At 67.3% G+C, this 22,269-nt stretch carries 26 protein-coding genes; 6 read left to right on the forward strand and 20 right to left on the reverse strand.

From position 1 onward, the window contains the following. Positions 1-191: 191 nt before the first annotated feature. From ACIA8G_RS13495 to ACIA8G_RS13505, 3 genes are read right to left on the reverse strand one after another with little or no spacing between them, the layout of a single operon-like run. A complete protein-coding gene (locus ACIA8G_RS13495) occupies positions 192-842 on the reverse strand; it encodes a response regulator (protein ID WP_396418727.1) in 651 nt (216 codons plus the stop codon). Beyond that, on the reverse strand, positions 839-2,449 hold the full coding sequence (locus ACIA8G_RS13500) for a histidine kinase (protein WP_396418728.1): 1,611 nt from the start codon (positions 2,447-2,449) through the stop codon (positions 839-841). The genes ACIA8G_RS13495 and ACIA8G_RS13500 overlap by 4 nt, the downstream gene beginning before the upstream one ends. Positions 2,450-2,458: 9 nt before the next feature. Then, a complete protein-coding gene (locus ACIA8G_RS13505) occupies positions 2,459-2,629 on the reverse strand; it encodes a hypothetical protein (protein ID WP_396418729.1) in 171 nt (56 codons plus the stop codon). A 10-nt stretch (positions 2,630-2,639) separates the two neighbouring features. Here ACIA8G_RS13505 and ACIA8G_RS13510 point away from each other — a divergent pair, with 10 nt between their 5' ends. Beyond that, on the forward strand, positions 2,640-3,107 hold the full coding sequence (locus tag ACIA8G_RS13510; RefSeq protein ID WP_396418730.1) for a hypothetical protein: 468 nt from the start codon (positions 2,640-2,642) through the stop codon (positions 3,105-3,107). A 62-nt stretch (positions 3,108-3,169) separates the two neighbouring features. On the opposite strand, the gene ACIA8G_RS13515 is transcribed toward ACIA8G_RS13510, so the two are convergent. The 3 genes from ACIA8G_RS13515 to ACIA8G_RS13525 all read right to left on the reverse strand — a co-directional run bounded on the left by ACIA8G_RS13515 (position 3,170) and on the right by ACIA8G_RS13525 (position 5,792). Next, positions 3,170-3,958, reverse strand: coding sequence for an ArsR/SmtB family transcription factor (locus ACIA8G_RS13515; protein ID WP_396419651.1), 789 nt, complete (start codon positions 3,956-3,958; stop codon positions 3,170-3,172). 191 nt (positions 3,959-4,149) lie between these two features. After that, positions 4,150-4,956 (reverse strand): ABC transporter permease, encoded by an 807-nt coding sequence (locus ACIA8G_RS13520; protein ID WP_396418731.1) that lies wholly within the window; start codon positions 4,954-4,956, stop codon positions 4,150-4,152. After that, positions 4,953-5,792, reverse strand: coding sequence for an ABC transporter permease (locus ACIA8G_RS13525; protein ID WP_396418732.1), 840 nt, complete (start codon positions 5,790-5,792; stop codon positions 4,953-4,955). The genes ACIA8G_RS13520 and ACIA8G_RS13525 overlap by 4 nt, the downstream gene beginning before the upstream one ends. Positions 5,793-5,907: 115 nt before the next feature. Between ACIA8G_RS13525 and ACIA8G_RS13530 the strand changes: the two genes are divergently transcribed. Then, positions 5,908-7,023 (forward strand): cytochrome P450, encoded by a 1,116-nt coding sequence (locus ACIA8G_RS13530; protein WP_396418733.1) that lies wholly within the window; start codon positions 5,908-5,910, stop codon positions 7,021-7,023. Here ACIA8G_RS13530 and ACIA8G_RS13535 read toward each other — a convergent pair. Further along, positions 7,010-8,143 (reverse strand): spermidine/putrescine ABC transporter substrate-binding protein, encoded by a 1,134-nt coding sequence (locus tag ACIA8G_RS13535; protein ID WP_396418734.1) that lies wholly within the window; start codon positions 8,141-8,143, stop codon positions 7,010-7,012. The genes ACIA8G_RS13530 and ACIA8G_RS13535 overlap by 14 nt on opposite strands. Further along, the gene (locus ACIA8G_RS13540; protein ID WP_396418735.1) at positions 8,136-9,275 is read right to left on the reverse strand and encodes an ABC transporter ATP-binding protein; all 1,140 of its coding nucleotides are present in this window, start codon (positions 9,273-9,275) and stop codon (positions 8,136-8,138) included. Before ACIA8G_RS13540 ends, ACIA8G_RS13535 begins: the two co-directional genes overlap by 8 nt. Positions 9,276-9,431: 156 nt before the next feature. Here ACIA8G_RS13540 and ACIA8G_RS13545 point away from each other — a divergent pair, with 156 nt between their 5' ends. Next, the gene (locus ACIA8G_RS13545; protein ID WP_396418736.1) at positions 9,432-9,689 is read left to right on the forward strand and encodes a DUF2631 domain-containing protein; all 258 of its coding nucleotides are present in this window, start codon (positions 9,432-9,434) and stop codon (positions 9,687-9,689) included. On the opposite strand, the gene ACIA8G_RS13550 is transcribed toward ACIA8G_RS13545, so the two are convergent. Further along, complete coding sequence (locus ACIA8G_RS13550; protein WP_396418737.1) at positions 9,686-10,588, reverse strand: NADP-dependent oxidoreductase; 903 nt, start codon at positions 10,586-10,588, stop codon at positions 9,686-9,688. The two genes, ACIA8G_RS13545 and ACIA8G_RS13550, sit on opposite strands and share 4 nt — an antisense overlap. A gap of 102 nt (positions 10,589-10,690) precedes the next feature. Between ACIA8G_RS13550 and ACIA8G_RS13555 the strand changes: the two genes are divergently transcribed. Continuing rightward, a complete protein-coding gene (locus ACIA8G_RS13555; RefSeq protein WP_396419652.1) occupies positions 10,691-11,053 on the forward strand; it encodes a winged helix-turn-helix transcriptional regulator in 363 nt (120 codons plus the stop codon). On the opposite strand, the gene ACIA8G_RS13560 is transcribed toward ACIA8G_RS13555, so the two are convergent. Together ACIA8G_RS13560 and ACIA8G_RS13565 are read right to left on the reverse strand one after the other, a co-directional pair. Further along, positions 11,040-12,518 (reverse strand): serine/threonine-protein kinase, encoded by a 1,479-nt coding sequence (locus ACIA8G_RS13560; protein WP_396418738.1) that lies wholly within the window; start codon positions 12,516-12,518, stop codon positions 11,040-11,042. The two genes, ACIA8G_RS13555 and ACIA8G_RS13560, sit on opposite strands and share 14 nt — an antisense overlap. After that, positions 12,515-14,083 (reverse strand): serine/threonine-protein kinase, encoded by a 1,569-nt coding sequence (locus ACIA8G_RS13565; protein WP_396418739.1) that lies wholly within the window; start codon positions 14,081-14,083, stop codon positions 12,515-12,517. The genes ACIA8G_RS13560 and ACIA8G_RS13565 overlap by 4 nt, the downstream gene beginning before the upstream one ends. Positions 14,084-14,219: 136 nt before the next feature. Here ACIA8G_RS13565 and ACIA8G_RS13570 point away from each other — a divergent pair, with 136 nt between their 5' ends. Next, the gene (locus tag ACIA8G_RS13570; protein WP_396418740.1) at positions 14,220-15,413 is read left to right on the forward strand and encodes a ricin-type beta-trefoil lectin domain protein; all 1,194 of its coding nucleotides are present in this window, start codon (positions 14,220-14,222) and stop codon (positions 15,411-15,413) included. Between the two features lie 49 nt (positions 15,414-15,462). Here ACIA8G_RS13570 and ACIA8G_RS13575 read toward each other — a convergent pair whose 3' ends face one another. The 4 genes from ACIA8G_RS13575 to rlmN form a co-directional block, all read right to left on the reverse strand. Beyond that, positions 15,463-15,804 carry a hypothetical protein gene (locus tag ACIA8G_RS13575; protein WP_396418741.1) on the reverse strand — a complete coding sequence of 114 codons (342 nt, stop codon included), beginning with the start codon at positions 15,802-15,804 and terminating at the stop codon, positions 15,463-15,465. A gap of 261 nt (positions 15,805-16,065) precedes the next feature. Further along, on the reverse strand, positions 16,066-16,497 hold the full coding sequence (locus tag ACIA8G_RS13580; protein ID WP_396418742.1) for a type II toxin-antitoxin system VapC family toxin: 432 nt from the start codon (positions 16,495-16,497) through the stop codon (positions 16,066-16,068). Further along, complete coding sequence (locus ACIA8G_RS13585; RefSeq protein WP_396418743.1) at positions 16,494-16,739, reverse strand: FitA-like ribbon-helix-helix domain-containing protein; 246 nt, start codon at positions 16,737-16,739, stop codon at positions 16,494-16,496. Before ACIA8G_RS13585 ends, ACIA8G_RS13580 begins: the two co-directional genes overlap by 4 nt. Before the next feature lie 63 nt (positions 16,740-16,802). Further along, positions 16,803-17,909, reverse strand: coding sequence for a 23S rRNA (adenine(2503)-C(2))-methyltransferase RlmN (gene rlmN / locus ACIA8G_RS13590; protein WP_396418744.1), 1,107 nt, complete (start codon positions 17,907-17,909; stop codon positions 16,803-16,805). Between the two features lie 194 nt (positions 17,910-18,103). Here rlmN and ACIA8G_RS13595 point away from each other — a divergent pair, with 194 nt between their 5' ends. Further along, entirely contained in the window at positions 18,104-18,490 is a 387-nt protein-coding gene (locus ACIA8G_RS13595) for a PadR family transcriptional regulator (protein WP_396418745.1), read from the forward strand. Position 18,491: 1 nt separating this feature from the next. On the opposite strand, the gene ACIA8G_RS13600 is transcribed toward ACIA8G_RS13595, so the two are convergent. The 5 genes from ACIA8G_RS13600 to ACIA8G_RS13620 all read right to left on the reverse strand — a co-directional run bounded on the left by ACIA8G_RS13600 (position 18,492) and on the right by ACIA8G_RS13620 (position 22,263). Beyond that, positions 18,492-19,466 (reverse strand): aldo/keto reductase, encoded by a 975-nt coding sequence (locus tag ACIA8G_RS13600; protein ID WP_396418746.1) that lies wholly within the window; start codon positions 19,464-19,466, stop codon positions 18,492-18,494. A gap of 36 nt (positions 19,467-19,502) precedes the next feature. Beyond that, the gene (locus tag ACIA8G_RS13605) at positions 19,503-19,709 is read right to left on the reverse strand and encodes a hypothetical protein (protein ID WP_396418747.1); all 207 of its coding nucleotides are present in this window, start codon (positions 19,707-19,709) and stop codon (positions 19,503-19,505) included. 401 nt (positions 19,710-20,110) lie between these two features. Then, on the reverse strand, positions 20,111-20,686 hold the full coding sequence (locus ACIA8G_RS13610) for a suppressor of fused domain protein (protein WP_396418748.1): 576 nt from the start codon (positions 20,684-20,686) through the stop codon (positions 20,111-20,113). Positions 20,687-21,143: 457 nt separating this feature from the next. After that, complete coding sequence (locus ACIA8G_RS13615) at positions 21,144-21,638, reverse strand: hypothetical protein (protein WP_396418749.1); 495 nt, start codon at positions 21,636-21,638, stop codon at positions 21,144-21,146. A gap of 76 nt (positions 21,639-21,714) precedes the next feature. After that, positions 21,715-22,263, reverse strand: a complete 549-nt coding sequence (locus ACIA8G_RS13620) for a hypothetical protein (protein ID WP_396418750.1) — start codon at positions 22,261-22,263, stop codon at positions 21,715-21,717. Between the last annotated feature and the right edge of the window lie 6 nt (positions 22,264-22,269).

The following is a 22,269-nucleotide window of genomic DNA, read 5'->3' on the forward strand; positions in this document are numbered from 1 at the left end:
TCTTCGGGCCCAATCGATTCGGGACCGAAACTCTCCGTGGGCGTTACACGCCAATCCACGCGCCCGTGGCCGTTCAACACCTGCTCACACCCCCGCGTCCGCAGGGCCATCCGGGTGTCACCCAAGTGCACGCGGGGAGCTTTCGTCCACTCTGACGACACGAAAGGGCCCCGCGTGCAGTCCGAAACAGGTCAGGTGGCGATGCCGGCGTCGCGGGCCAGCAGTGCGGCCTGGACGCGGTTCGTGAGCCCGAGCTTGGCGAGCAACCGCGACACGTACGTCTTCACGGTCGCCTCGGACATGTGCAGCTTCGTGCCGACGTCCGCGTTCGACATGCCCTGCCCGAGCAGTGCGAGCACCTCGACCTCGCGGTCGGTCAGCTGCGCGACGGCCTTCTGCGCCTCCTGCCGCTTCGGCTGCCCGGACGTCGCCACCATGCCGACCACCCGTGACGTCACCATCGGCGACAGGTACGCCTCACCGGTGTGCACCGCGCGCACGGCACGCAGCAGCTCCTCGGGCGCGGAGTCCTTCAGCAGGAACCCGGCGGCGCCGTCCGACAGCGCCCGCACGATGTTCTCGTCCTCGCCGAACGTCGTCAGCATCACGACCCGCACCGACGGCGCGACGACCTTGAGCTCCTTGGCGCACGCCAGCCCGTCCATCCTGGGCATGCGGATGTCCAGCACGGCCACGTCGACGCGGCGTTCCCGCACGATCTGCAGCGCCTCGCGGCCGTCGCCCGCCTCCGCGACCAGCTCGATGTCGTCGGCGGTGCTGAGAATGGCCTTGATGCCCGCCCGCATCAGCGGTTCGTCGTCGGCGATGAGCACGCGGATCATGGACTGTCCTTCTGCACGTGGATCTTCTTCTCGACCAGCTTGCCGTCCCGGAAGCAGAAACGCACCACCCGCGTGCCTTTGTCGAGATATGACTGCTCATCCGTGATGTGGTAGACGCAGCGCGAGCCTTGCGGTTCCGGCTCGGCCTGCGACTTGCGCTCACCTTCGCCCACCAGCGGTTCGTCACCCGCCGGCAGCTGGGCCATCACCTCGGACTCCGGCTGTCCCACGTAGATCTGGCCGTACTCCTCCTGCGGCACGACCTTGGTCACGGGCTGCGAACCGAGCCAGGTGAAACCGCCGAAGATGATGGCGAGCACGATCGACATGCCCGCGATCGAGCCGACACCGGCCCACTTGCGGATGCTGCGCGGCGACTCCACCTCCTCCTGCTCGTCCTCCGGCTCGTCCGGCAGGGCGCTCTCCTCGTAGGGCAGCACCGCCGCCAGCCGGAAACCGCCAGAGGGCAACGCACCGACGTGCAAGATGCCGCCCGCGACGCGCACGCGCTCCGTCAGTCCGATGAGGCCCACACCCGGATCACCGTCCGCCATGCCGTTGCGCGACGGGTTGTTGCGCACCTCCACGACCAGCGCGTCCGGCTCGTACTTCACCGTGACCTGCACCGCCGCCCCCGGCGCGTGCTTCGACGCGTTCGTGAGGCCTTCCTGGGCGACCCGGTACGCCGCGTGCGACACCTTCGACGGCAACGGGTGAGCCTGGCCGCCGCGGACCAGACTCACCAGGACACCGGCCTTGCGCGCGTCGCTCACCAACGAGTCGATGGACTCCACGGTTCGTGTCGCGGGGTCGTCGTCGGGGCCGTCTTCAGCGCGCAGCACGCCGATGATGGCGCGCAACTCCTCCATGCCGGTCAACGCCGCCGAGCGCAGCACCCCGATCGCCTCGCGCTGCTTCTCCCCCAGCGTCGGGTCCATGGACAACGCGCCGGCGTGCACGGAGATCAGCGAGAGCCGGTGGCCGAGGCTGTCGTGCATGTCCTGGGCGATGCGGCTGCGCTCCCGCAGGCGCACCTGCCTGGACAGCATCTTGTGCTCGGTCCGCATCCGCGACTCGCGCTCCTGCATGGCCTGCACCAGTGCCTCGCGCTGGGCCAGGTACCGGCCCACGAGGAACGGCAGCGCCACCCCCACGCCGAACACGGTGATCAGGATGAGCATCCCGTAGACCGGCTCGACCATGATCGGGTCTTCGTCCCAGAACACGACCACCGCGATGAACGCGATCGAGGCGGTGATCACCGCTTTGACCCAGGACTCGATCCGGCGTCCCGCGGTGTAGCTCAGCACGACCATCAGCGCGGGCCCGCCGAACGGGGTCATCATCGCCAGCGCGACACCCGCGATCATGGCTGTCGCCGGCAGCGCGTGCCGCAGCTGCAGCATCACGACGAACGCGGCGATGAGCCCGGCGAGCGCCCAGCCCGACGCGTGCTTGGTCGCCCACAGACCAGGCCACAGGTCGAGCACCAGCACGGCGACGAGGACGAGCACCTCACCCGCGAAGCGCAACGGCGTCAGCGCCCTCAACCGGGCCAGGGTGTCCTCGCGGAACCCTTCCGCCCTGGTCCGCACAGCAGTAATCACGGTTTCAACCTACGAGACGTCCCACGTCTCGCGCGGCACGCTGGAGTATCGAATCCGCGCGACGAAAGTTGACGCCGCACGGTTGATCCACGTCACGTGGAACGCTTCGACCAGGTTCGAAGGAGGCTCCCGGCGGGTGATCACCTCGGCATAGTCCGCGTCCTGCACATCAATTCTCACAGGGGGAAACATGAGGAAATTGTCTGTGCTGGTCGTCGCCGTCATGGCGCTGTTGTCGTTGGTGGTGGGCACCGCATCAGCGAGTTCCGACCTGTCGTCGGGACCGAACGTGCTGATCAACCCCGCCATCGCCGCCGAGGGCGCGGTGAAGACCTACGCCATTTCGCCGCAGGCTTTGTCGTGCGGAGCCGGGAACATGTGCGCGTGGCCGGTCTCCGACGGCAGCAGCAGCCGCTGCAGCTGGGGCAGCGCCGACCCCGACTGGCAATTGGGGTCGATCAGGTGCTCGTGGTCGTCGTCGCGTGCGGTGTGGGCTGTCGCCAACAACGGACAAAGCACGGCCTACGCCGGTGTGTGCCTGTACGCCGGCGCGAACTACGGCAACTGGCAGATCTGGGTCCGCCGGGGCTTCGGAGTCGAGGGAGCGCCTGGCGTGAGGATTCGGTCCCACAGGTGGGTCTCCGGCACCACGTGCTGATCTGACACCACAGGCCGCCGCTACGAGTGTCCATTCCAGACACTCGTGGCGGCGGCCCTGGTTCAGCGACCCGAGGTGAGCACCTGCAGTCCCAGCGGCGTGATCTGATGCCGGGCGAAGTTCTCGTCGCGCTCGGTGGCGATGAGCCCCGCCTCGCGCAGGACTCCGGTGTGGTGGCTCACGGTGGCGGGGGCGACCCCCACCAGCCTCGCCAGCCTCGTGGTGGTGCTCCCGCCGATCACCGACCGCAGGATCGCGGCCCTGGTGGCACCCAGCAGCGCGGTCACCGGGTCACCGCCCGCCCGCACACCGGCAAGGAGCCGGGACTCGGACCGGATCGGGAACGCAAGCCCTGGGCGCAGCCGGGAATTCGCCAGAGCCACCTGGTGGTGCTGGGCGAAGTAGCACGGGATCAGCACGAGACCCCGTCCGTCGAGACGCAGGTCCCGATCGAGCGGGTGGTCGACGGTCAGCACGGGCGGATCCCAGCGGGCGGCAGGCCCGAGCGTGCCCAGCAGTCCCTCCGGGCCGCGGTGCAGGTACTGCTGGATCCCGGCCGCCACCTCGGTGCGCAGCCCGTCCTCGATCATCGGCAGGTGCGGCTCGATCACGGACCTGAAGTAGACCCAGATCGCCCAGCGCAGCCGCCGAAGCCCGGTGGGTCTGACTCTCGCGAGGTCGTCGCGCAGGAAGCAGGCCTCGTGCGGCGCCGCCGACACCATGGTGTGCAACGCCATCCGGAGCTTCGGGTCATGACCGACGAGGTCGCGCACGTGGCGGCGCCACGGACCAAAGGACAGGTCACCGTCTCCGTGCTGCAGGATCTGGGCGCTGCTGACGATCTCCCACATCACGTCGGTTTCCAGTTTGATCCGGGTGCGCGCGATGTCTGAATCGGTAAAGTGTATGCGCAACTGTGGCACGTCATCCCCCCAGTGATGAGCTTCCCCTCCTGCCAAGATCTCGCCTTCACGCGGGTGGAGACGAGCTCCCTGCCGAGGAATAACCGATGGGAGCAGTGCCCTCGTTTCGCCCGAACGAGTTAGGCCAGCCTCGCGGTGGAACCGGCTTTGCGCGCACGCCACGACGCGATCACCACACCGATGATCAACAGCACCGCGGTCGCCGCCACCATCAACGTCGACAGCGCCACGATCTCCGGCGAGATGCCGCGCTTGGACGCCTGCGCGTAGACGAACACCGGCAACGTCGTCGACCCGACACCGGTGAGGTACGAGGAGATCACCACGTCGTCGAACGACAGCAGAAACGCGAACGCCGCACCGGCCACCACCGCGGGCAGCACCAGCGGCAGCGTCACGGTCCGGAAGGCGACGAACGGCGAGGCCCCGAGATCCGCGGCGGCTTCCTCCATCCGCGCGTCCATTCCGGACACCCGCGACCGCACCACGACGACCACGAAGCTCAGCGAGAACGCCACGTGCGCGAACAGCAGCGCCCCGAACCCGAGCGGGATGCCGGCGAGCTTCACGAAGAACCCCAGCATCGCCACGCCCATGACGACCTCGGGCACGACGAGCGGCAGCGACAGCAGGACCGTCCACAGGCCACGGCCGGGAAACGCCCTGCGCAGCCCGAACGCCGCCAGCGTCCCGATCACCGTGGAGATCACCGCGGACGCCAGCGCGAGCTGCAGGGTCAGCTGCAACGACGCCAGCACCCGCGAGTCCTCGAACAGCTCGGCGTACCACTGCGTCGAAAAGCCGCTGATGCGCGACAACGAGCGCGAGGAGTTGAACGACGCGATCGCCAGCCACGCGATCGGCGTGTAGAGGAACACGAACACAAAGGCGACAACGGTCCCGAGGGCCCACGGTCGACGGTTCACAGCACGTCCTCCCCGCGCCGCCCGCGCAACACGAGCACCAGCACCACCAGCACGAGCAGCAGCACGGCCATCGCCGAGCCCAGCGGCCAGTTGTTGCCGCCGCGGAACTGGTCGTCGATCACCGAACCGAACGTCGACTGGCCGACGCCGCCGAGCAGCTTCGGCGTCACGAAGTCACCGGCCGCGGGCACCAGCACGAGCAGCGATCCGGCCAGCACACCGGTGAACACGCCGGGCAGCACGATCCGGAAGAACGTCGACACCCGCCCGTGGCCGAGGTCGAACGACGCCTCCACGAGCCGGAAGTCGAAGCGCTCGCACGCCACGTACAGCGGCAGCACCATGAACGGCAGAAAGCCGTACGTCAGGCCGAGGATCACCGCTCCGTGCGTGAGCAGGAAACCGCCGTCACGGCCGAGGCCGACCCACCCGAGCATCGTGTTGACGAGGCCCTCGCCGTCGAGCAGCGCCTTCCACGCGTAGATCCGCGCGAGATAGCTCGACCAGAACGGGATCAGCACCGCCGCGAGCAGCACGGTCCGGTACTTGCCGCCGTGCCGCGCGATGAACCACGCCAGTGGAAAGCCGAGCAGTAGACACGCGACCGTGGTCGCCACCGCGTAGACCAGCGTCCGGCCGAAGATCGGCAGGAACGCCGGATCGAGCGCCCTCAGATAGGCCTGCGTCGTCCACGGCAGCACCGCGCGGGCGACACCGGTGTCCCGCGTGGCGAAGCTGAACTGGACGACGACCACCAGCGGCGCGATCAGGAAGATCCCCAGCCACAGCCCGGTGGGCGTGAGCAGGGCGTTTGCCTTCAGCCACCGTCGCAACACAGGTGCAGATCATGCCACGAACGGCTTTGCGGGAATGGAACAGGACGTGGAACTGCCCGCCCGCGTCCTTACGCTGGATCAGGGAGTGCTCGATCTTTGTTCGAGGGGGTTCGCAATGACATTCGAGCAGTTGAGCGGCAGTGAAGACCCACACAGGATCTACGAGCAGGTGCGCGCGCTAGGACCGTTGGTGCGCGAAGGCGGTGACTGGGTCACGACGAGCCACACGTTGTCGAACAAGATCCTTCGCGACCGGCGGTTCGGCATGCGGTTCACCGACGGCACCTATCCGGGCTTCGCCGGGCTGCTGCCGCAGTCGTTCCTGGAACTGGACCCGCCGGACCACACCAGGCTGCGCAGGCTCGCGATGCCCGCGTTCAGCCCGAAGAAGATCGACGAGTACCGGACCCGCGTCGAGAAGGTCGCGGAGTCGTTGCTGGACGCCGGCGAGTTCGACCTGATCAAGGACTTCGCCGCGCCGCTGCCGATCGCGGTGATCAGCGACCTGCTCGGCGTCCCCGACGCGGACACCGCCGAGTTCGCCGGCTACGGCGCGCTCGTCGCCACGTCGTTCGACACCGGCGTCACCCCGGAAATGACGCACGCCAACGACAAGATCCTCGAGCTCTTCGAGCGGCTCATCGCCGAACGCCGCACCCGGCCGGGCGACGACGTGATCAGCTCGCTGGTGGCGGCCGAGGCCGAGCAGAAGCTCACCGCCCAGGAGCTGATGGGCACGCTCGTGCTGTTGCTCGTCGCCGGGTTCGAGACCACGGTGAACCTGATCGGCAACGGTGCCCAGGCACTGCTCGGCCACCCGGCGCAGTGGGCGTTGTTCAAGGCCAATCCCGAGCTCGCGCCCGACGTCGTCGAGGAGACGCTGCGCTGGGCGCCGCCGGTGCAGCTGACCGGTCGCATCGCGCAGGAGCAGGTCGACGAGATCGGCACCGACGAGATGGTCCACATCATCATCGGGGCGGCGAACCGCGACCCGGAGGTCTATCCCGAGCCACACCGGTTCGACGTCATGCGCGTGCAGAAGCCGGAGCATCTCGCGTTCTCCAGCGGCATCCACTACTGCTTGGGCGCGACGCTCGCCCGCATGGAGGGCGAGGTGGCGTTCCGCGCGCTGGCACGCCGAATGCCGGACCTGCGCCCGGCCGGTCCGGTGAGGTTCCGCGATTCCGTGACGATCCGAGGCCTGGCGAGCTTTCCCGTCAGCCGGTCTTGACCTTCGTCCAGGCGTCGGCGTAGCGCGCCTCGACGTCGCCGCCGAGGTCCTTGGTGAACGGGAGCTTCTTCAGCTGTTCCTCCGGCGGGTAGACCACCGGGTCGTTCAGCAGCTCCTTGTCGATCAACGGCTTCGCGGCGGCGTTGGGGCTGCCGTACCGCACCGCGTTGGACAGGGCCGCACCTGCCTCCGCACCAAGGATGTAGTCGATGAACCGGTGCGCGTTTCCGGCGTGCGGCGCGTCCTTCGGGATGACGAGCAGGTCCACGTAGGACAGTCCGCCCTCGGCCGGGATGGCGTAACCGATGTCGTCGTTGGTCCCTCGCGCCTGGAACGCGTCACCGGAGTACGACTGCGCCAGCCGGACCTGTCCCGAGGTCAGCGGTTCGATCACGTCCGAGGTGATCTGGCCGAGCTTCTTCTTCAACGACAGCAGGAAGTTCGCCGCGTCGTCGATCTGCCTCGCGTCGGTGGTGTTCGGGTCGTGGCCGAGCTTGAGCAGGCCGATCGCCATGCCGTCGCGCGCCTCGTCGAGGATCGAGCTGCGGCCCTGCGCGTTCGGCAGGTCGTAGGCGTCGAAACCGGTGACCTCGCCGCCGATCTGCGACTTCGAGTACGCCAGACCCGTTGTGCCCCAGGCCCACGGCACGGAGTAGGTGTTGCCGGGGTCGTACTCGGCCTCGGCGAACCGCTGCTCCAGGTTCGCGAGGTTCGGGATCGCGTCGTGGTCCAGTGGCTGCAGCAGCCCGGACCGCAGGAACCGGCGCAGGAAGTTGTCGCTCGGCACGACCAGGTCGTAGCCCGCCTGGCCGGATGCGATCTTGGCTTCCATCTCGTCGTTGGTGGAGAAGTTGTCGTAGGTGACTTCGATGCCCGTGATGGTCTGGAATCCCGGCAACGTCTCCGGCGCGATGTAGTCGGTCCAGTTGTAGAAGTTGAGCCTGGGCTCGTCCTGCAGGTTCGTGGCCTTGGCCGCGCTGGTGCCGCTGCTGCCGGTCGGCGCAGGACCGACGGCGCAGGCCGCGAGCGCGAAGTACGCCATCGAGCCCAGCATCGCGCGCCGGGTCACCCGCGGGCTGTCGACGTCCCACAGCCGGGCGATCCGAACCCGCTCAGTCATCCGAGGGGTCCAGCAGCACGGTGAACTCGGGGTCCCACGCCATCCTCACCGGCTGACCCGGTGCGCCCGCGTCGTCGATGCGCTGGGCGTTCTGCACGAACGCCACCAGCTCGCCACCAGGCGTGTCGACCAGGAACTGGGTGGACACGCCCGTGTAGACGACGTCGTGCACGACGCCCTGCAGCACGCACCAGCCCGTCGGCGGTTCGGCGGTCTCGTTGAAGAGGTGCACCTTCTCCGGGCGCACGGTCGCGGCGACCTTCTGGCCGTGGCTGACGCTGCCGGAGAGCTTGGCGCGCAGGTTCGTGGCACCGGGTGCGGTGAGGGCGACCAGGTCACCGTCCACACCGGACACCTCGGCGCCGAGGATGTTGGAGGTGCCGATGAAGCCGGCGACGAACCGGGTGGCGGGGCGTTCGTAGACGTCCTCGGGGTAGCCGACCTGTTCGATCTTGCCCGCGTTCATCACGGCGATGCGGTGCGAGAGGACCAGTGCCTCTTCCTGGTCGTGGGTGACGTAGAGGAACGTCGTGCCGACCTCGCGCTGGATGCGCATCAGCTCGATCTGCAGCTCCTTGCGGAGCTTGGCGTCGAGTGCGCCGAGCGGTTCGTCCAGCAGAAGCAGCTGGGGTCCGGCGGCGAGCGCACGGGCGATGGCGACGCGTTGCTGCTGGCCACCGGACAGCTGAGCCGGCCTGCGCTTGGCGAACTGCGACAGCCGCACGAGTTCGAGGTGCTCGCCGACGCGCTTCTTCAGCTCTTCGCCGCGGATCTTCTTGCGCTTGAGGCCGTAGGCGACGTTGTCCCACACCGACATGTGCGGGAACAGCGCGTACGACTGGAAGACGGTGTTGACGTCCCGCCGGTACGGAGGGACGCCCACCATGTCGTTGCCGTCGAGCTCGATGCGGCCCTCGTCCGGGTCGACGAACCCGGCGATCATGCGCAGGACCGTCGTCTTGCCGCAGCCGGACGGGCCGAGGACCGAGAAGAACTCGCCTTCGTGGACGTTCAGCGAGACACCGTCGACCGCCACCTGGTCGGAGAAGCGTTTGCGCACCCCGTGCAGTCCGATCTCGACGGGGGCGAACGTGTCCGGGGTGGAGGCCTCAGCGGGCGAGAAGCCGGTCAAGTCGGGGCGCCTTCAGAGATCGGACGGGTGTGGCCGCGCTGAGCGTAGACGGCGCACGACCTCGCAGGTAAGTCGTGCGCGCGCGACCTCACACCTCCGTGGTCATCATCGTGTGCGACGATGACCGGGTAATCCGGATGAGCAGTGGAGGAAACCGTGGCTTCGTCCTCGGAACTGGACAAGCGTCCTGCCGTCGACCCTCACGAGGAGCCGTCGCACGAGTGGGGCTGGCACGGCACGTTCCCCAAGGGCACCCGCATCGCGGGCTGGCTCTCGGCGGGCTTCTGCTTCCTGATGCTGATCGGCAACCACCACGGTCAGACCGAGAACGTCTTCCTCGTCGGCACCGGGGTCACGATCATCGCTTTCCTCGTGTGGGACACGGCCCGCCGCCGGACGTCCTGGCGCCGTTAGACCTCCAGCACGATCTTGCCCTGGGTGCGGCCGGTCTCGCCCAGGGTGTGCGCCTTTCCGGCGTCTTCCAGCGGGAACGTCGCGTCGACGTGCACCTTGAGCGCGCCGCGTTCGACCAGCGCGGCGATCGCCTCGAGCCCCGCGCGGTCCGGTTCGACCAGGATGGGGCTGGTCCTGAGCTCTTCGCAGCTCGGCCTGTCCACACCGGACGGCACGCCGACGAACAACCCGCCACGTCGCACCGGCTCGGGTGAGGCTCCGCCGACCAGGTCGACCAGCACGTCGACGTCGTTGCGGTCGTACTCCGCCTTCGTGTAGTCGATCACCTCGTCGACGCCGAGGCTCTTGAGGAACGCGTGCTTGGGCTCCCGGGCCGTTCCGATGACGTACGCGCCACGCGCCTTCGCGATCTGCACGGCGAGGTGGCCGACGCCGCCTGCCGCGGCCGTGACCAGCACCCTCTGCCCCGGCTGCACGTCGGCCGTGTCGATGATGACCTGCCACGCGGTGAGCGCGGCCAGCGGCAGTGCGGCCGCCTCGACGTGACTGAGGTTCTTGGGCTTGAGGGCGAAGTGGCGCGAAGGTGCGGTGACGTACTCGGCGTAGGCGTTCGCGGCGTGCGGGAAGCGCGGCATGCCGTAGACCTCGTCGCCGGGCTTGAGGGTCGTGACGCCGAAGCCGACCTCCTCGACCACGCCGGAGACGTCCCAGCCCAGCACCAGCGGCAGCGTCTGCAGACCGGCCATGCCGCCACCGCCGCGGGTCTTCCAGTCGACCGGGTTGACGCCGGCCGCGTGGACCCTGACCAGCACCTCCGTCGGGATGGGCGTGGGCTTGGGCAGGTCGGTGAGGGTGAGAACGTCCGGGCCGCCGAACTCGTTCTGGGTAATCGCTCGCATGCGTTCATCTTGGGAGAGTTGGTCACATCACGCAATTAGGCACTAGTTTGTGCACTAGGTACCTGATAGAAACTAGGGGTGATCTGGGACGTTTACCGCAAGATGTGCCCGTGCCGCGACCTGCTGGACATGGTCGCATCAAAGTGGACGGCGTTGGCAATAGGCGCGCTGGAAGACGGACCCAAGCGGTTCGGTGAGCTGAAGCGCCGGTTGGACGGTGTCAGCCAAAAGATGCTGACGCAGACGTTGCGCACGTTGGAGCGCGATGGGCTCGTCACGCGCACGGTCTACCCCTCCGTACCGTTGCGCGTCGAGTACGAGCTGACTGAACTCGGGTACAGCGTCACCGAACCGCTTGCCGCGCTGCGGTTGTGGGCGCAGAAGAACTACGAGTCCGTCGCCGAGGCGCGGGAGTCGTTCGACAGCGCCGAACCGCTGGGGCTGGAGCCCGCTACGGTCCGGTGAGGACCCAGCCGAGCTGAAGGTCGCGGGCCTCGTTCTCGCAGCCGGCCTCGATCGCGTCGAAGTGGCGGCTGCCCTGGTCCCGGTGGCAGCGGTAGAGCGGGATGGCCTGCCCCTCGGCCGGTGGCCTGGTGAAGATGTGGCCGAGCTGGCCGTACCTGGTGTGGCCCTCGCACGCGGCGTCGACCGAGGTGAACCAGTCGCCGGCGAAGCCGTTGTGCTTGCACGCCAGCAGCGGGCGGGTGCCGTCCTCCGGGATCTCCGCGATCCAGCCTTCCGGGCCGTCCAGCGACTTGAAGCCCGGTGGCAACGTGACGGCGGGCGAGGTCGTGAAGTACCACTTGCCGTCGTTCCACCGGCTCAGCGCCAACGTCTTGCGCTTCGGCGGCGGACCGTTCGGCGGCTGGGGCTGGGTCGACTGCGGCGTGCTCAACGGTGCCTGGCTCGACGAGGGCGGGGCGCTGCTGCTCGGGGCGGCCGAGCTGGGGCTGCTGCTCGGGCTCGCGCTGGGCGGTGTCGTGGTGGTGGCCGGGTTCTGCTGGGCGACGGCCGTGCCGGGTTCGCCGTTCGGCCGCACGACGAGGAACGTGACCAGCGCGATCACCGCGACGGCGGCCACCGCGGCGCTCGCGATCACGCCGGCGCGGCGCTTGCGTGCCGGTTGGGGCGTCACCGAGGTCGTGACGGGCTCGATGACGATCGTGCGTTCGGACGGCGACCCGAGCAGGGCGCGGACCTGGGCCGCGGTGAGGCGCTGGTCCGGGTTCTGGGTGAGCAGCCCCATGATCACGGTCGCGAGCGGGCCGCGGGCGCGCCGGACGACCGGCTCCTCGTACATGATCGCGTGCATGGTGGCCGCGGTCGTCTCGCGCAGGAACGGCGAACGGCCCTCGACGGCGTGGAACATGGTGGCGCCCAACGCCCACAGGTCACTCGCGGGCGACGGAGGCTTGCCGGAGAAGAGTTCCGGCGCCATGTAACCGGGCGAACCCATGATGCCGCCGGTGGCCGTGAGACCGGGGTCGTCCATCGCGCGGGCGATGCCGAAGTCGGCCAGCTTCACCGTGCCGTCCGGCGCGACCATGATGTTGCTGGGCTTGACGTCCCGATGAACGATGCCTGCCGCGTGCGCCGCCTCGAGCGCGTTGAGCGTCTGCAGGCCGATGCCCGCGACCTCGTCCTCGGTGAACGTCCGCCGGGCCATCAGGTCGGTCAGCGTCGGCGCCTCGACCAGCTCCATCACGATGTACGTGGCGCCGTCGTCGCTGATCACGTCGTGGATGGCGACCACGTTCGGACTGTTCAGGCGGCCGGCCGTGCGAGCCTCGCGCAACACCCGCTCGGTCTCGGTGGTCCGCAACTCCTTCAGCGCTACGCGGCGGCCGATGACCTGGTCCTCGGCCAGCCAGACGACGCCCATGCCACCCCGGCCGAGCTCGCGGATCGTCCGGTAGCGACCAGCGATCACGCGACCACCCACCCGTGCTGGAACTCCTTGGTGTACTGGGCGCCCTCGCAGTTGCTGTGCACCGAGTCGAAGTGGTGGCCGCCCGCGTTGCAGCGGAACAGCGGCAGCACGTTCACGTCCGCGGGCTTCGCCGTGAAGATGTAGCCGAGCGGCTTGGCGTCGTAGACGATCTGGCCCTCGCAGTTGGACGACGACGAGGTCATCCGGTCTTCCGAGTTGGTGATTTTGCAGCTGTACAACGGCTTCGTGTTCGGTTCCTGGTTCGCGAGCAGTTTGCCGAGACCGCCGGTGTTCTCCTGGTTGAAGCCCGCGGGGACCGGCACGCGCGAGGTGCCGCTGTAGTGCCAGCCGGCGCCGCTGAGGTAGCGGGCCAGCGGGAGCGTCTCGAGCGGTGGCTTCTGCGGCGCGCCGGTCGGCTGAGGTGGTTGTGGCGCCTGGCTCTGCGTCGGCTTCGCACCCGCCTGGCTGGACGACGGTGCCGCACTGCTGCTCGGCGCCGCACTGCTGCTCGAGGGCGCACTGGAAGCGGTGCTGCTCGTCGACGTCGGCTGGCTGGAGCTCGGGCCTTGCTGGGCCGACGCGGTCCCCGGCGTCTGGGGCCGCAGGACGAAGATGGCGGCGAGCGCGATCACCACGACCACGGCCGCCGCGCCGGCGAACACGGCGATCTTCTTGCGGGACTTGGGCTTCTCGTCCCAGTCGTCGCGGGTCGTCTGGGGTGTCACGTAGGTCGTGACGGGTTCGATGAAGACGGTCTGCTCGGGCTCGGGATGCGTCTTGACGACCTTGGTGCGGTCGCCGAGCCGTTCGCGCAGCTGGGCCGCGGTGAGGCGCTGCGCGTCGTCGTGCGTGAGCAGCGCCATGATCGTGGCGGCGAGCGGTCCACTGGTGCGCTGAAGGACCGGCTCCTCGTACATGATCGCGTGCATGGTGGCCGCGGTCGTGTCCCGCTGGAACGGGGCGCGGCCCTCGATCGCGTGGAACATGGTGGCGCCCAACGCCCACAGGTCGCTGGCGGGCGACGGAGGCTTGCCCGAGAACAGTTCCGGCGCCATGTAGCCGGGCGAGCCCATGATGCCGCCGGTGGCCGTGAGCCCCGGATCGTCCATCGCCCGGGCGATACCGAAGTCGGCGAGCTTCACGCGTCCGTCGGACAGCACCATGATGTTGCTGGGCTTGACGTCCCGGTGCACGATGCCCGCCGCATGCGCCGCTTCGAGCGCGTTGAGCGTCTGCAGGGCGATGTCGGCGACCTCGTCCTCGGTGAGACTGCGCCTGGTCATGACGTCGGAAAGCGTTGGTGCCTCGACCAGTTCCATCACGAGGTACGTGACGCCGTGCTCGACGATGACGTCGTAGATGCCGACGACGTTGGGACTGTTCAGCCTGCCCGCCGTACGAGCTTCCCGCAGCACGCGCTCGGTCTCGGTGGTCCGCAACTCCTTGAGCGCGACCTGCCGCCCGATGACCTGGTCCTCGGCCAGCCAGACGACCCCCATGCCGCCCCGGCCGAGTTCCCTGATCGTCGCGTATCTGCCCGCGACCAGCCTCGTCGGTTCCCCCACGACGGGGCATGGTATCCGCACGCCCGTCTCCGCCGGTTTCCTGTCCGGTCCTGTCCGCTGACAGAGCGTTCACGAGCCACTACCGTTTTATGTGGTCTAGACCGCTACCCTGTCTTCGCTTTAAAGGCGGTCAGTCATGTCTTTTGGCGTATTCATCGCGGCGTTATCCCTGCTCAGCCCCATCGTGGACGACCTACCGGACGAATTCCGGCAGCCTTCTTCCGACGTCTCCATTCGGTCCGTCGTGTGTGACGGCGACGGCGTGAGCGGAAAGCGCGTCCAGGCGGTCTACGTGCGCGGCGACCAGTCCCCGGACCGCTATCCCCAGCTGGTGGGCCAGTTCCAGACGTTCGCCGACCAGATCGACAACACGTTCGTAGAAGCGGCCTCCCGCCTGGGCGGCGGCGTGCGGCACGTCCGCTTCGTGACCACCCCGGCCTGCCGCGCGGCCGTGGACAACGTCGTAGTGCCGCAGTCCGCGATGTCCTCGCCGTCCGCCATCGCCGACCAGCTCTCCGCCCGCGGTTACAACCGCACGGACCGCAAGTACCTGTTCTGGCACGACTCCGGCGGCTGCGGCGTGGCGTGGGGCGCACCGGGCGACGACCGCCCCGGCGCCGACAACGGCTACAACTCCGGCCCGTCCTACGCGGCGGTGGGCACGGGTTGCTGGACGTGGCAGGCCAGCGCGCACGAACTGCTGCACACACTGGGCGCCGTGCAGCGTTCGGCGCCGCACTCCACCGCGTTCGGTCACTGCTGGGACGACCAGGACATCATGTGCTACAACGACGGCGGCATCCCGAACCCGCCCGGCGGCCTGGTTCTCCGGTGCCCCGGGGCACCAGAGAACCAGATCGACTGCGGTGGCGACGACTACTTCCACACCAACCCGGCAGCAGGCTCATACCTGGCGACGCGCTGGAACGTCGCGCGCAGCCAGTACCTGATCTCTTCAGTTGGCTCGATCGTTGGGATCGGCGGGAAGTGCGTTGATGTCAACGGATCCTCGGCTGTTGACGGCACCGCGATCCAGCTGTGGGGCTGCAACAACACGGGCGCCCAGGAGTGGTCGCGCGTCGGCGACACGTTGCGCGCCTTGGGAAAGTGCATGGACGTCGCCTCCAGCGGCACGGCTGACGGGACGGTCGTGCAGCTGTGGGGCTGCAACGGAACCGGTGCGCAGGTGTGGTCGCGCGTGGGCGACACGTTGCGGAACCCGCAGTCGGGTAAGTGTCTTGACGCTTCCGGTGGCTCTTCTGCCGACGGCACACGGCTGATCATCTGGACTTGTTCCGGTGGGGCGAACCAACTCTGGCGCATGTCCTGACTTGGTGCCGGCCCCCGCTTGTGGCTGAGTGGGGGCCATTTTCGCCTGGCTACAAGGGTTCGCCCGTTACGGGATCGACCACGATGTCCACGCTTTCGTCCTCCAACGTCTCAGCCACGCAGCGGATGCCATCGGCCTGGGCGAGCGACACCCGCAGCCCGTCCAATGCCAGGCGAGGAGACCGCCAGGCAATGCCTTCGGGCGCGATCGCCACGATGTCGAAGTAGCTGACGAGCAGGAGAAGCGGCACACCGATCACAGGTACGACCTGGCACACCTGGTCTTGGGCAACAACTGCCGCGGCAGGTGCGTCGACGTCCAGCAAGAACGCCAACCCGTCCACGACAACGCACAGCTGCGCAGGGGCCGGGCAAGCGAACACGTCGGTCACCCCGCCGGGCCCTCCGCCGGGAAAGAGGCCCCACCCACTCCGCCTCACCGCTCGGCTTCACGCGAACCGCGAGCGGCGCACCCCACCGCGACACGAACTCGTCGACCACCCGGCCATCGTGGTCGAAGGCGAACACCGGGCAGGACCAGTCGCCGTTGGGCGGGAACTCCGGGCCTACCTCGACTTCGTAGGACCCGCGGGTGTGGAGTGGCTCGTCCATGCCGCGATCATGCCGACCGCGCCGCCGTTCCTCCAGCGAGTTCAGCCCTCGGCCGCGTCGCCCCACGGGTTGAGCAAGGCGATGCCCGTGTCGACGAAATCCTTGGTGTTGCGAGTGGCCAAGCAGGCCACGAATCGTCGGCAGATCGCCGCGATCTGCGCATCGGCCATGCTGATCGGCGAGCCCTGCTCCTCGCGTGCCGCCGCGATCTCGCCGTAGTACGCGGCGGCTACACCGTCGAACGGCAGGATCTGCCCTTGGAAGTCCTCGGTCAGGAGTTCCGAGACCTTGACCGCGAGCACGGTCTTGCGCTGGCCGTCCGGCATCCGCTCGACCCCGTAGGCGAGCTCGGCTGCCGTCACGGCGGTGATGAAGACCTCATCGGCCGGGTACCGATCGACCCAGCGAACGACCTCGTCGTTCGGAACTCGCCTCATCAGTTCGGAAACGACGTTGGTGTCAAGAACAATCACTCAGGAAACTCCGCTGCCCGTGCCCGCTCTGTGCGCTGCGGTGGTTCGAACGAGATGTCATCGACGTCAGCGAAACGGTGCTGGATCCTCGTCCCCATACCGGGACCTGAGTCGGCCTTGGTCAACACCGCGGCGAGGATCGCCCGCACCTCGGCTTCCATCGATCGGCCGTGCTCAGCAGCACGAATCCTCAGCTTGGCCTTCAGATTCTCGTCGAAGTCGCGGATCGTCAGGACGGCCATGATCCACCTCCGATGCTGTCATTGCAGTCAATGCTAGCACTGTAGGTGGCGCCGGCGGGATTGTCAGCCCTCGGCCGCGAGCTGCCCACAGGCCGCCGCGATCTCCTGCCCACGCGTGTCCCGCACGGTGCACTCGACACCCTGCTCACGCACGCGACGCACGAACTCCCGCTCCACAGGCTTCGGCGACGCATCCCACTTCGACCCCGGAGTCGGGTTCAACGGGATCAGGTTCACGTGCACCAACTGCCCAAGATGCTTGCGCAGCTTCTTCCCGAGCAGATCCGCCCGCCACCCCTGGTCGTTGATGTCACGGATCAATGCGTACTCAATAGACACCCGGCGCCCGGTCTTGTCCGCGTAGCCGCGGGCAGCCTCCAACACCTCGGCAACGTTCCACCGAGTGTTCACCGGCACCAACGTGTCACGCAGCTCGTCGTCCGGCGTGTGCAGCGACACAGCCAACCGAACCTGCAGGTTCTCCTCGGTCAGCTTCTTGATCGCCGGCACCAGCCCGACCGTCGACACGGTCACGTGGCGCTGCGAGATGCCCAGCCCGTCCGGCGCCGGGTCGCAGATGCGGTGGACCGCCTCGAGGATCCGCTTGTAGTTCGCGAGCGGCTCGCCCATACCCATGAAGACGATGTTCGACAACCGGCCCGGCCCGCCCGGCAGCTCGCCGTCACGCATCGCGGCCGCGCCCAGGCGCACCTGGTCCACGATCTCCGCGGTCGACAGGTTGCGCTGCAGGCCTCCCTGGCCGGTCGCGCAGAACGGGCACGCCATGCCGCAGCCGGCCTGTGACGAGATGCACAGCGTCGCGCGGTCCGGGTAGCGCATGAGGACCGACTCGATGAGCGTGCCGTCGTGCGCGCGCAGCAGCGTCTTGGCGGTCGTGCCTTCGTCGGCGGTGACCTTGCGCACGACCGTGAACAGCGGCGGCATCAGGTCGGCGACCAGCTTGTCGCGCGTGTCGGCCGGGATGTCGGTCATCTCGGCCGGGTCGACGGTCAGGCGGCTGAAGTAGTGGTTCGACAGCTGCTTGGCGCGGAACGGCTTCTCGCCGAGCGCGGCCACCGCCTCAGCGCGCTGAACAGGCGTGAGGTCGACCAGATGGCGCGGCGGGAGGCCGCGCTTGGGCGCGTCGAAGACAAGGGGAAGGGAGGTCATAGCACATCTAGTGTCCCACGAACTTCGCCGGCATTTGACCGTTGCATCGCGATAGATTCCGATATATCGTTAGCGGCATGATGATGAACCCACACCACAGGAACCACTTGCACAGGCATCGCCACGGACCCTTCGGGGGCGGTGGCAGGGGCGGCCGCCAGAGGCGCGGCAACGTCCGGGCGGCGGTTCTGTCCTTGCTGGCAGAACGGCCGATGCACGGCTACGAGATCATTCAGGAGATCGCCAAGCGCACCGGCGGCGTGTGGAGCCCGAGCCCCGGCTCGGTCTACCCGACGCTGCAGATGCTCGCTGACGAAGGCTTCATCTCCGCGGTGGAGGAAGGAGGAAAGAAGCTGTTCACGCTCACCGAGCACGGCAGGACGGAGCACACGGCCCCGCCCTGGCGCGACATCGAGATCCAGCTCGACCCGGTCGACGGCGAACTGCGGTCGGCGGTCCGGCTGCTGGGCAGCGCGATGGAGCAGATCTCCCACGCGGGCACGCCCGAGCAGAAGACCCGCGCCGGCGAGCTCTACAACGAGCTGCGGCGCAAGCTCTACGCCATCCTCGCCGAGGAGTGATCTACCACCGGTCGTGCACGTGCGGCCGGATCAACTCGTCGTAAACAGCCGCGACGGCCGCGTGGTCGACCGGCTGGAGACCAGCGGCCTGTGAGTTCGCCCGCGCCTGCTCCACGTTGCGCGCACCGGGGATCACGACCGTGACACCAGGCCGGTCGGCGATCCACCGCAGGGCGAACTGCGCCATCGTGGCGCCCGCGGGCACGAGCGCCCGGAGCCGTTCGACGGCTTCCAGGCCGACCTCGTACGGGACCCCGGAGAAGGTCTCGCCGACGTCGAACGCCTCACCGTTGCGGTTGTAGTTGCGATGATCATCAGCGCCGAAAGTCGTTGCCCTGTCGTACTTCCCGGACAACAACCCGGACGCGAGCGGCACCCGCGCGATGATCGCCACCCCGGCCTCCTGCGCCGCGGGCAGCACCTCCTCGAGAGGCTTGAGCCGGAACGCGTTCAGGATGATCTGCACGCTGGCCACGTGCGGACGCCTGATCGCAGCCAGCGCCTCCTCGACCTTCTCCACCGACACGCCATAGGCAGCGATCCGTTGCTGCTCAACCATTTCGTCCAAGGTGTCGAACACCTCGTCCCGGTCGTACACCGGCGTGGGCGGACAGTGCAGCTGCACCAGGTCCAGCGTGTCGACACCCAGATTGCGGCGGCTCCGGTCGTTCCACGCGAGGAAGTTCTCCCGGTTGTACCCCTCCGTGGTCTGCGCCGGCAGCCGCCGCCCCATCTTCGTAGCGACGAACACGTCGCCCTGACGCTCCTTGAGGAACCGTCCGACGAGCGTCTCGCTACGCCCGTCGCCGTACACGTCGGCGGTGTCGAAGAAGTCGACGCCCGTGTCGGCCGCGGCGTGAAGCAACGCGAGCGCCTCGCTCTCGTCCACCTCACCCCAGTCGGCGCCGAGCTGCCAGCAGCCCAGCCCCACGACGCCGACCTGGCGGTTCAACCTGCCCGCGATTCGCTTCTCCACGAACCAGAGCCTAGTGCGAGCGTGTCCGAGCAGCCATCACGCTTCCTCTCGCGACCTGGCCACCGCTGACGGCCGAGCAGAAAGCCTCAGCTCACCGGTCGGCATGAAGTCGATGTTGATTGCGTCCAGCACACTCCCCACGGGCGGGAACGCATCTGGCGCAACGAGCTCATCATCAGCGAGGTGCACGAAATCTATGAAGGCGTCTGGATACTTCACCGGCGAGGTGACCTCCACGTCCACCCCAAAACGACCTCGGTGTGCCGTGACCACGCACTGGACGATTTGGAACTGACGCAGGCCAGTGCGCCTCCAAAGATCTTCGCTTCCCTGCACTTGTCCCCGTTCCACGAAAGCCTAGCCGCTGCTATTCCTGGGAGTTGGCATGAAGGGCCGATTCACGAAGAAAAATGCCCTTAGCAACCACGGCGTAGTTGAAATCCGACTAACCACCGAGCACTGATCGGATTCCTCTATATCCAGAACCTTCCCCGATAGCAACTGGAGTTGCACCGCAACACCCCAGCGGCCTGAATTCCAGTTTCTGCGCACGCTAGTCGCCACCGAGCCGCCGGCAGTCCACCCCCACGCCACCGAACTGGCAGGCCGACGTACCGATGATTCATTTTCCACGAAACCAGAGCCTAGTGCGCCTGCACCACCGACTCACGGGACGGATCGAAGCGATCCCACTCCAGATTCCACAACGCGTCAAACCCTCGCGAGTAGACGAACTCACGCTCGGCAGCATGGATGGGGTATACGCCCGCTATTTCGACCAAATCGCCCCCTCTTTCGTCATCACCCAAATCGACAACGCCCTCAGCTGGAACTGCAGGCCCAGCCAGAACAATACTGCTCATCTGAGAATCCGAGACATACGGCCCGACGTGCCCCAATACATGCCCCAGACCGAACGATCCAAGCCCACGCAGTCCAGCAATTATCCTGGCTGGCACACTGGCCCACTCCACATTGTCAGAACGCACAGTTATGGACAGCTCACGACCTGCCTGACCCCAATCCGCGTGGCGCACCAGAGAAAGCCCATAGGTGAAGCCCGTCACATACCCGGGCTCCGGCACGCCGATGTATGCGAGCGCAAGAACGAGGCCATCCGCAGCCTCGCGCGGGTCAAAACTACTAACAACGGGCTCAGCACCGGTCAGCGAGTCAAGCCGCTCGCGATATCGCGAGAGTCGGTCAGACGCATCGCTCACACCGCAATCAACCACGGTTCCTCCGGACACTCACGTCTACCCATCACATCATCTGGCCACCGGCTCAACCTACCTATGATTCGCTTTCCCGCGAACCAGAGCCTAGCGCAAGCGTCTACGTGCCACAGCTGACGGCTGAGCCGACAACCGCAACTCACCAGATGGCATGAAATCGATAGCAATTGCGTCCAAGATACTTCCCACTGCCGGGAACTCGTCAGCAGAGGGATGCTCGTCGCCATCAGTCAGCAGCACGAAGTCGATGAATGCTTCGAAATTCGCCACCGGCGACGTGATTTCTACCTCCACTCCAAAACGACCGCGGGGCCCTGTTACCACACACTGGACAACCTGGAACTCGACGCCTCTCCAACGACAACGGGGCCGAACTGCGACAGACACACCGCGAGCGCTGTCACGCGACGTCACTGGAATGCCACAATGTCATCGCGTCAAATCAACTGGCGGACGCACCGATATCACCTAGCCGCAGGAGCATCATCGCCTCACTCTTGAACCTCTCCAGATCATCGAACCAATCCGGATAGTTACCTCGCATTGTAAAGAATTTGACGGTCGCGCCATTCGATAGGTAGTCGTCATCAATGCCTACACTCACCACCGCGACAAGGTCGGCGGACCCTTGACTGCCAGCAGCCATCTGCAATGCAGTTCCAGCAAAGCCACTCGCGCGACAAGCAAGGGCGAGCAGGAACGTCTCACGGTCTTCGTCGAGATCCAGATCCGGAATGCGAATATCGTTGACCTCATACTCCCGCTGGGCGATCTCCGCAGCCTCACACGGCCAGGAACGCGCGTGCCCACCGGCGCGAACGAGCAGCAAGGCGCCGCAGTCTGCCGTGTACCAGCCGTCACGGAGGATGCCCGCCAGTTCCTCCGGCATCTCAGTCGTCGCACAATCTGCGCCAGCGTCCGACATCAATGACTGCATTAGTGAATTCTGCCGCATCATTGGCCCAATCCGAGATACTCGAGCGCCTTGTCAACGTACTTAGAATCAATCTGCTTTAGATTGCGGCCTCCGAGAGAAGTACCACTCTCAGAAATCCATTCCCGCGTCTGAGGGTATCGGTGACGCTCGCGACGGTCAGTCCTGGCAGCGCGAACGCGACGAGCGTGGTCCCGACGCGCTGGAACCCGAGTGGTCCGCTTCCGGCGTTCTTGTACCGCCCGTACAACGCCTTCAGCGCGTTGCCCTGCACCATCGCCGCCCCGACCCAGTGGAACTCGTCGGGGTTGCTGCCGGTCACGAGCGTCGTGGGGTTCTGCGCGGTACCACCGTGCACCGTCTGCACGAGCTGGTTGCCCTGCTGCACCACGATGGAGTTGCGGATGAACGGCGCCGTTCGCGGCCGGCTGAAGTCCGGGTTCACCGTGCCGAGGAACGTGTCCGAGAACAGCCACGCCGTGCGCCCGTCCGGCAATGGAACCGACACGGTGCTGTCGCCCCCGGTCCAGTGCCCGCCCTGGTTGCCGTAGGCGTTGAACATGGCGTTCAGGTCGGCCGCGGGCGGTGCCGCCGTCGCCGGGGGCACCACGATCAGGCCGGACAACATCAACGA

Origin of the sequence: Lentzea sp. NPDC051213, assembly GCF_044455585.1 — a bacterium.
Taxonomy (GTDB): Bacteria; Actinomycetota; Actinomycetes; order Mycobacteriales; family Pseudonocardiaceae; genus Lentzea.

What these genes read in the sequence shown, in the direction of transcription:
- ACIA8G_RS13615 (WP_396418749.1), bottom strand. Translation starts at nt 21,638, where the DNA reads ATGCAGTCATTGATGTCGGACGCTGGCGCAGATTGTGCGACGACTGAG.
- ACIA8G_RS13535 (WP_396418734.1), bottom strand. Translation starts at nt 8,143, where the DNA reads ATGACTGAGCGGGTTCGGATCGCCCGGCTGTGGGACGTCGACAGCCCG.
- ACIA8G_RS13585 (WP_396418743.1), bottom strand. Translation starts at nt 16,739, where the DNA reads ATGGCCGTCCTGACGATCCGCGACTTCGACGAGAATCTGAAGGCCAAG.
- ACIA8G_RS13620 (WP_396418750.1), bottom strand. Translation starts at nt 22,263, where the DNA reads ATGTTGTCCGGCCTGATCGTGGTGCCCCCGGCGACGGCGGCACCGCCC.
- rlmN (WP_396418744.1), bottom strand. Translation starts at nt 17,909, where the DNA reads ATGACCTCCCTTCCCCTTGTCTTCGACGCGCCCAAGCGCGGCCTCCCG.
- ACIA8G_RS13550 (WP_396418737.1), bottom strand. Translation starts at nt 10,588, where the DNA reads ATGCGAGCGATTACCCAGAACGAGTTCGGCGGCCCGGACGTTCTCACC.
- ACIA8G_RS13510 (WP_396418730.1), top strand. Translation starts at nt 2,640, where the DNA reads ATGAGGAAATTGTCTGTGCTGGTCGTCGCCGTCATGGCGCTGTTGTCG.
- ACIA8G_RS13555 (WP_396419652.1), top strand. Translation starts at nt 10,691, where the DNA reads ATGTGCCCGTGCCGCGACCTGCTGGACATGGTCGCATCAAAGTGGACG.
- ACIA8G_RS13495 (WP_396418727.1), bottom strand. Translation starts at nt 842, where the DNA reads ATGATCCGCGTGCTCATCGCCGACGACGAACCGCTGATGCGGGCGGGC.
- ACIA8G_RS13515 (WP_396419651.1), bottom strand. Translation starts at nt 3,958, where the DNA reads ATGTGGGAGATCGTCAGCAGCGCCCAGATCCTGCAGCACGGAGACGGT.
- ACIA8G_RS13570 (WP_396418740.1), top strand. Translation starts at nt 14,220, where the DNA reads ATGTCTTTTGGCGTATTCATCGCGGCGTTATCCCTGCTCAGCCCCATC.
- ACIA8G_RS13530 (WP_396418733.1), top strand. Translation starts at nt 5,908, where the DNA reads ATGACATTCGAGCAGTTGAGCGGCAGTGAAGACCCACACAGGATCTAC.